The following is a 7823-nucleotide window of genomic DNA, read 5'->3' as shown; positions in this document are numbered from 1 at the left end:
TGCGCATCGCCCCGCGCACCATGCTGTGCGGGACCGCCTGGCGAGTGCATGTGAATGTAACCGGGGATCGCTTTGACGAGTTGCGTGAGTTGTGCGCTGCCGCCGGGGACAAGGCGTCACTGGCCATCGGCATGGCGGGGCTGGTGATGGATCACGCGCATCAGGACCGGATGCGTGAGGTGTCGCAGCTGACATCGGAAGCGATGGCCCTCGCTGAGTCGGTCGGCGATGCGACCCTGACGGTGGGTATGTCGTTTCCGTTGATCTACGGCAAGATCGAGAGTGCCGAGTGGTGTGAGGTGCTGCGATGGTCACAGGCCGTTGTCGACCTAGCCGACGGTGACCCATCTACCGGCAACTTCCTTGTCGGGTGTCCGTTAGCGCTGGCCATCACCACGCGGGGGATGGCCCGGTATTGGTTGGGTCGTCCCGGATGGCTAGCAGACCTGCGGGACGGCCAGCCTATGGCCCGCGGCGCTGACCCCGCGTCCTACGCCGGGGTTGTCGGCTATACCTACTTGATGGGGATACCTCTTGGCGTGCTGAGGCCCGATGACCCTGCGCTGCAAGAGATCGAGGATGCGCTACGGATCGCCGAGCGATCCAGTGATGACACCGTGGTGGGCTACATCCGGGCGGCGTTGGCGCTTGCGCTGATGCATTGCCAAAAGGCCGCAGAGCGTGATCGCGGACAGAAGCTCGGGGCCGAGGTCGGCGAAGTGCTCCGCAACCAAGGACGCAACCTATGCGATCTGCCGATCATCGAGGTCTACCTGGCACGCGAAAGGGCTAGAGCGGGGGACCGCGATGACGCAATAGCGCTCATGCGCTCCACCGTCGACCATCTGTTCCGCACCGGACGACTGCTGATGTGGGGCCTTGCTGCGACAGGTGTTTTGGTGGAGACCCTGCTGGACCGCGCGGGCGACGGCGACGCGGCCGAGGCCGAGGCCGCGGTCGAACGGTTAGCGGCAGCGCCAGCCGATGACGGTCTGGCGATACGCGAGATCTGGCTGCTGCGGCTGGACGCTCTGCTGGCGCGGGCTCGCGGTGACGATGCCGGCTATCGCGAATACCGGGATCGCTACCGCGATATGGCGAAAACCCTTGGCTTCCAAGGGCATATCGCGTGGGCCGAGGAAATGCCGTGACGCCGAGCATCCACCTCTAACTACGTCTGGCTTTGTCCTCCAGCTGCGAGGTCAACCCGAGTTTCTCAGTGAGCGTTAGCAAGTCCGCCCCCGAGACCACGTAAGCAGGGCGTTCATTCGGCCAAGTCACATGGCCGCGCCACGAAAATCGAAATTGCGACCCCACCAAGTCGAGACATCCGATGGTCAGTGGTTGCACACCAGGAACACACACGGCCAGGCCGGGCGTCGCGGGGTAGTCATACGTGCTGCCATCGCCGCTCGCGACACTATCGGGCTGGAAACTTGCCGGTGTCGCGGTCACGTCCGCACGTGAAGCCGAGGCGCCGAGCGCATCGCTGTTCGGGTCGATCACCCGCATCGCGTCGTTGTCCACGTCAAGGACCAGGCTCGGTTTCGAGAGTGATCGCTGAAGTCGAAGTTGCTTTCGGAATGCAAACGACCCCATCTGCTCGGCCAAATAGGGGTTTGGAAACAACAAACACCGAGTCGGTTCCCCCAGTGCGGGCCCCCGCACATCCAGCCCACTCCGGCGGCCGCCCATGGCGAGAAGCTCATCGAACTCTGAGACCCACAACCAGGCATCGACGGCCTGGACGGGCGGCGCGTCGAGCCGTGTTTCGGGAGCAATGCGACGATCTCGTCCGCCGAGAACAAACCGGTGCGAGCCACATTGCAGGTGAAGGGCTACGCCCATGTTCACCCATGGGCCCAGCTTTGCATCAACGAATGAAAAAACATCACGCCGCTGATTGACGGTCAGACCATCGCTCGTCACGTCGATGAGGATCTTTCGGCGCGAACGCCACCACACGTAGGCGGTCCCCGCCAGACCGAAAACCAAAAGCGCCACGAGCGCCGCGCCAGCGATCGCGAAGCCCTGGCTCCACCGGGCGACGAACGACGAGAGCATTATCAAAATCACCGCGAAGCCCGCCGCCTGCACACCGTACCGCCCTTTCCGGTGGCAAACGCGGTCATTTGGGAGGACATGGGCAAGGAGGATGCCACGAACTCGCGCGATGCAGCCGGTTGGTCGTTGAGGGTCATCTCAAAAGTATCGGGGCACCGCGCACCTACCGATCGCAATTTCGCGCCCACTTGCTAGAGGAATCTGTGAGATGCCCCCACGACCGGCGCAGCGGAACATGTCGCGAAACAGACGGCATAAGAGACGCCAATCAGCGTCCCCGACGGCAGGGTATGCGGCGTCCGTCGATACTGCAACGATGACCGAGGTGCGGCCGGCTGTCCCGGGGGATGCGTACGACGTGGCCCGCGTGCAGGTCCGGTCTTGGCAGTGGGCATACCGGGGACTCATCGCCCAGGCCTTCCTCGACAGCCTGGAGCCGGAGACCTGGACCGGCAGACACACGTTCGGCCGCGTGGGGATTGGGCTGCCGTTTACCCAGGTTGCGGTCGACGGCTCGACGATCTGCGGCTTGGCCACCACGGGTCTGTGCCGCGACGAAGACCTGTCGAATTTCGGTGAGCTGATGGCGATCTACGTCGATCCCGCACACGTGAGCACCGGAGTCGGGCGTTTGCTGATTGCCGCCGCCCGCGAGCGGCTGCGCGCAGTCTCCACGCAGGCAGCACTGTGGGTGCTGGACGGCAACGTCCGCGCCCGGCGGTTCTACGAACGCGACGGGTGGAGCTTCGACGGGACCCACCGCACCGGGACGTACGGCAACGTCCCGGTGCAAGAAGTGCGCTACCGGCGCAATGTCTAGCGCAGGGTCAGCCAGGCCAGGCTGGCCGCCCCGGCCAGCGCGCAATAGATCGCGAACGGCGTCAGGGTGCGGGTTTGGAAGTAGCGGGTCAGATAGCGCACGGCGAGGTAGGCGCACACGAACGAGGCGACGCTGCCGGCCACGACCTGGCCGCCGATCCCGCTTCCGAGCGGCCCGAACAGCTCCGGGATTTTGTACACCCCGGCGGCCAGGATGATCGGCGTCGCCAGCAGGAAGGAGAACCGCGCGGCGTCTTCGTGCGACAGCCCGCGCCACAGGCCGGCCACGATGGCGATGCCGGAGCGGCTGATGCCGGGAAGCAGCGCCAGGATTTGCGCGGACCCGATCAACACGCCGCGGCGCATGGGCAGTTCGGCGAGCCGGTTGTCGATGGCTTCGCCGCTGTGCTCGGGTTCGGCTTCGTCGTTGGCGGCGGTGCGCTTGCGCAGGACCTCGCCCGCGTACAGCACGACGCCGTTGAGGATCAAGAACACCGCCGCCGGAACGGGTTTGCCCAGCGTCGTGCGGAAGGTCTTTTCCAAGGCCAGCCCGGCTAGGCCCACCGGGATGGTGCCCGCCACGATCAACCAGGCCAACCGCTCACCCGACGTCTGGAGCCGGCGATGCCGCACCGAGCTGACGAAGCCGGCCAGGACGCGCAACCAGTCCCGCCAGAAGAACACCAGCAGGGCCGCGGCGGTGGCGACATGCAGGCCCACGAGGAACGCCAGATAGGGCGACTGGGGTGCGGAAACGTTCAAGTCTTGGGCCCATTGCCCGCCGGCCAGCGCCGGCACCAACACCGAGTGCCCGAGGCTGGATACCGGGAACAGTTCGGTGACGCCCTGGGCGGCGCCTACGATCACGGCTTCGAGGTAGCTCAAGTGCGGACTCATCCGGGCGAGCGTAGCCGATCCGGATTCCCTGTCGAACAGGCTTGGGCGGCTGGGCATTTGGCCGCCCACCCAATACGGTGAGCAGATGGCCGCCAGGTTGCTCGACACCGTGCGGGTGCTCGACTTGTCGAGCGGGGTTACCGACACGGTGACCCGCCTGTTCGCCGACCTGGGTGCCGACGTCCTCAAGGTGGAGCCCCCCGGCGGTAGCCCGGCCCGCCACGACCTGCCCGCGCTCGCCGGCGCCAGCATCCCGTTCGCCATGCACAACGCCAACAAGCGCAGCGCCGTGCTGGATCCGGACAACGACAACGACCGCCAGAGGTTCTTCGAGCTGGTCGGGGGAGCCGACATCGTCGTCGACAGCGGCCCAGGCGGCCAGGCGGGCACGTTCGGGACGTCGTGTGCCGAGCTGGCCGACAGCTACCCACATCTGGTGGCGCTGACGATCACCGACTTCGGTGCCACGGGTCCGCGGTCGTCGTGGTGCGCGACCGATCCCGTGCTGTTCGCGATGTCGGGCTCGCTGTCGCGATCGGGCCCGCCCACCGGCACCCCGGTGTTGCCGCCCGACGGCATCGCCACGGCCACCGCTGCCGTGCAGGCCGCCTGGGCCGCACTCATCGCCTACTACAACCGATTACGCTGTGGCACGGGCGATTACATCGATTTCTCTCGCTTCGACGCCGTGGTCATGGCGCTCGACCCGGCGTTCGGCGCGCACGGGCAGGCGAGCGCCGGGCAGCGCACCAGCGTATGGCGGGGCCGCCCCAAGAACCAGGACCCCTACCCGATTTGCCCGTGCAAGGACGGCTACGTCCGGTTGTGCGTGATGGCGCCGCGGCAGTGGCGCGGCCTGCGCCGCTGGCTGGGGGAGCCCGAAGAATTCCAGGACCCCGCCTACGACGCGCTCGGCGCGCGTTTCGCCGCGTGGCCGCAGATCAGCGTGCTGGTCGACGCGTTGTTCGCCGACAAGACCATGAAGGATCTGGTGGCGGACGGCCAGGCGCACGGAGTGCCGATCGCGGCGGTGCTGACGCCGTCGAGGATCTTGGCCTCCGAACACTTCCAGGCCGTGGGGGCGATCACCAACGCCGAACTCGTCCCCGGCGTGCGCACGGACGTGCCCACCGGATACTTCGTCGTCGACGACGAACGCTGCGGCTTCCGCACCCCGGCCCCGGCCGCCGGACAGGACGAACCGCGCTGGCTGACCGATCCGGTGGCGCCGTCAACGTCCGCGCCGGGCCGCGTCGGCGACTATCCGTTCGCCGGCCTGCGGATCCTCGATCTGGGCGTCATCGTCGCCGGCGGCGAGCTGAGCCGGCTCTTCGGCGACATGGGCGCCGAGGTCATCAAGATCGAAAGCGCCGACTACCCCGACGGGCTGCGGCAGTCTCGCTTCGGCGCCGTGATGAGCGAGTCGTTCGCCTGGACCCACCGCAACCACCTCGCGCTGGGCCTCGACCTGCGCAGCGAACAGGGCACGGAGATCTTCGGCCACCTGGTCGCCGACGCCGACGCGGTGTTCGCCAACTTCAAGCCCGGAACCCTTACCGCACTTGGGTTTTCCTTCGACACGTTGCGCACCTTGAACCCCCGGATCGTGCTCGCGGGCAGCAGCGCCTTCGGCAACCGCGGGCCGTGGAGCAGACGGATGGGCTACGGCCCACTGGTGCGCGCCGCCACCGGCGTGACCCGGTTGTGGACGTACGAAGAGGCTTCCGAGGAGGTGCGGACCGCCGGATCCCGGCATGCGTTCTACGACGCGACGACGATCTTCCCCGATCACGTGGTGGGGCGGGTCACCGCCCTCGCGGCGCTGGCCGCGCTGATCCGCCGCGACCGCACCGGCGACGCGGCCCATGTCCACATCTCGCAGGCCGAGGTTGTCGTCAACCAACTGGACACGCTGTACGTCGAAGAGGCCGCGCGTGCGGCGGGTGCCGGCGACATCCGCGACGACACCAGCGTGCACGCGGTGTATCCGTGCGCCGGCGACGACGAGTGGTGCGTCATCTCGATCCGCTCCGATAGCGACTGGCACTGCGCCACAACGGTTTTCGGAAGCCCCGCGGTGGCCGAAGACCCGCGTTTCGCAACCGGCGAGGCTAGGGTGGCTCACCGCCGGGAGCTGGTGGCGCTGGTGTCGGACTGGACCCGCTGCCACAGCCCGACACAGTCCGCCGAAGCACTGCAATCGGCGGGGATTCCCGCCGGCCCGATGAACAGACCGGCGGACATCCTCGTGGACGCGCAATTGATCGAGCGAAAAGTGCTGAGCGACATGGCACATCCCGTGATCGACCACCCCATGCCCGCGGAAACGGGTCCGGCCCCCTTCTGCCACATCCCGCCGGCACCGCAGCGTCCGGCGCCGCTCCCCGGTCAAGACACCCGGGAGATCTGCCGAGACGTGCTCGGGATGAGCGTCGAGCAGACCGAGCGGCTGATCGCCGATCGGGTGCTGTTGGGGCCTGCCGCCGGCGGTCCGGCCTGACGCTCGGCAAGCCTCGGCGCGCTGCGATAGGTTCGACGAATGCCCGTCGACCCCAGGACCCCGGTGTTGATCGGCCAGGGCCAGGTCAACCACCGCGACGAGATCGACCCGGACAAGCGGTCCGTCGAACCCGTCGACCTGATGGTCGCCGCGGCCCGCCAGGCCGCCGACGCCGAGGTGCTCGAGGCCGTCGATTCCGTCCGCGTCGTGAACATACTGTCAGCCAAATACCGTGATCCCGGCCTGCTGGTGGGCCAGCGGATCGGCGCCAGCAAGTTCAGCACGCTGTACAGCCCCGTCGGCGGCAACGTGCCCCAATCGCTGGTCAACCAGGCTTGCCTGGACATTCAGGCGGGCCGGGCGGGCGTGGTGCTGCTCACCGGCGCCGAAACCTGGCGCACCCGCAGGGGCCTGCGGGCCAAAGGCAGCCGGCTCGAGTGGACGGTTCAGGACGATTCGGTGCCGATGGCCGAGGTCGCCGGCGACGACGTCCCCATGGCCGGTGACGCGGAGAGCAGGATCGGGCTGGACCGGCCAGCCTACGTGTACCCGCTGTTCGAGCAGGCGCTGCGCATCGCCAACGACGAGCCGATCGCGGATCACGCCAAGCGCGTCGGCGAGCTGTGGGCGCGCTTCAACGCCGTCGCGGTCGACAATCCTCATGCGTGGATCCGCGAACCGGCGACCGCCGAGGAGATCACCCGGCCCGGCCCGCGCAACCGGATGATCAGCTGGCCCTACACCAAGCTGATGAACTCCAACAACATGGTCGACCAGGGCGCCGCTTTGCTCCTGACGTCGGTTGAACAGGCGAAACGCCTGCAGATCCCGACCGAGCGCTGGGTCTACCCGCAGGCAGGCACCGACGCCCACGACACGTCCGCGATCGCCGATCGCGACGAGCTGCACCGGTCCACGGCCATCCGGATCGCCGGGGCCCGAGTGCTGGAGCTGGCCGGGCTGGGGCTCGACGACGTCGACTACGTCGATCTTTACTCCTGCTTCCCGTCCGCCGTGCAGGTCGCGGCGGCCGAACTCGGCCTGGCCGTCGACGACCCCGCACGCCCGCTGACCGTCACCGGTGGCCTGACCTTCGCGGGCGGCCCGTGGAGCAACTACGTCATGCACTCCATCGCCACTTTGGCCGAGTTGCTGGTGGCCAATCCCGGTCGGTGCGGCCTGATCACCGCCAACGGCGGCTACCTGACCAAACACAGCTTCGGCGTGTACGGCACCGAGCCGCCGGCAGAATTTCGCTGGGAAGACATGCAACCAGTGGTGGATCGAGAGCCCATCCGGGACGGCTTGGTCGAGTGGGAAGGCGTCGGTACCGTCGAGGCATGGACGACACCGTTCAACCGGGAAGGACAACCGGAGCGGGTCTTCCTGGCTGTTCGTACCCCCGATGGGTCGCGGGCGCTGGCGCTGATCGCCGATCCGGTCGCGGCCGAGGTGACCGTGCGTGAAGATATCGGTGGCGCCAAGGTTGCCGTCGCCGCGGATGGCAGCGCGACCCTGAGGTAACCGGCCCGGAACCGACGCC

General features: G+C 67.6%; 5 protein-coding genes and 1 pseudogene. 4 read left to right on the top strand and 2 right to left on the bottom strand.

Annotated elements, in window-relative coordinates; translation table 11 throughout:
- Positions 1-1151, top strand: a pseudogene (locus tag ACLP9N_RS25475) (cyclase); the annotation flags it as partial.
- Positions 1152-1167: 16 nt separating this feature from the next.
- Here the strand turns inward: ACLP9N_RS25475 and ACLP9N_RS25470 are convergent.
- A complete protein-coding gene (locus ACLP9N_RS25470) occupies positions 1168-2097 on the bottom strand; it encodes a hypothetical protein (protein WP_442409981.1) in 930 nt (309 codons plus the stop codon).
- A gap of 283 nt (positions 2098-2380) precedes the next feature.
- On the opposite strand from ACLP9N_RS25470, the gene ACLP9N_RS25465 reads away from it, so the two are divergent.
- Positions 2381-2884, top strand: a complete 504-nt coding sequence (locus tag ACLP9N_RS25465) for a GNAT family N-acetyltransferase (RefSeq protein ID WP_442409980.1) — start codon at positions 2381-2383, stop codon at positions 2882-2884.
- Here ACLP9N_RS25465 and ACLP9N_RS25460 read toward each other — a convergent pair.
- Positions 2881-3780, bottom strand: a complete 900-nt coding sequence (locus tag ACLP9N_RS25460; RefSeq protein ID WP_442409979.1) for an undecaprenyl-diphosphate phosphatase — start codon at positions 3778-3780, stop codon at positions 2881-2883. The two genes, ACLP9N_RS25465 and ACLP9N_RS25460, sit on opposite strands and share 4 nt — an antisense overlap.
- Before the next feature lie 85 nt (positions 3781-3865).
- On the opposite strand from ACLP9N_RS25460, the gene ACLP9N_RS25455 reads away from it, so the two are divergent.
- Both ACLP9N_RS25455 and ACLP9N_RS25450 read left to right on the top strand, forming a co-directional pair.
- On the top strand, positions 3866-6280 hold the full coding sequence (locus tag ACLP9N_RS25455; RefSeq protein ID WP_442409978.1) for a CoA transferase: 2415 nt from the start codon (positions 3866-3868) through the stop codon (positions 6278-6280).
- A gap of 39 nt (positions 6281-6319) precedes the next feature.
- Positions 6320-7804, top strand: coding sequence for an acetyl-CoA acetyltransferase (locus tag ACLP9N_RS25450; protein ID WP_442409977.1), 1485 nt, complete (start codon positions 6320-6322; stop codon positions 7802-7804).
- Positions 7805-7823: the final 19 nt, after the last annotated feature.

The organism is Mycobacterium sp., from assembly GCF_052144515.1.
GTDB lineage: Bacteria > Actinomycetota > Actinomycetes > Mycobacteriales > Mycobacteriaceae > Mycobacterium.
The sequence above is the reverse complement of the archived record's forward strand: the minus strand, read 5'-3'. Positions and strand labels throughout refer to the sequence as shown.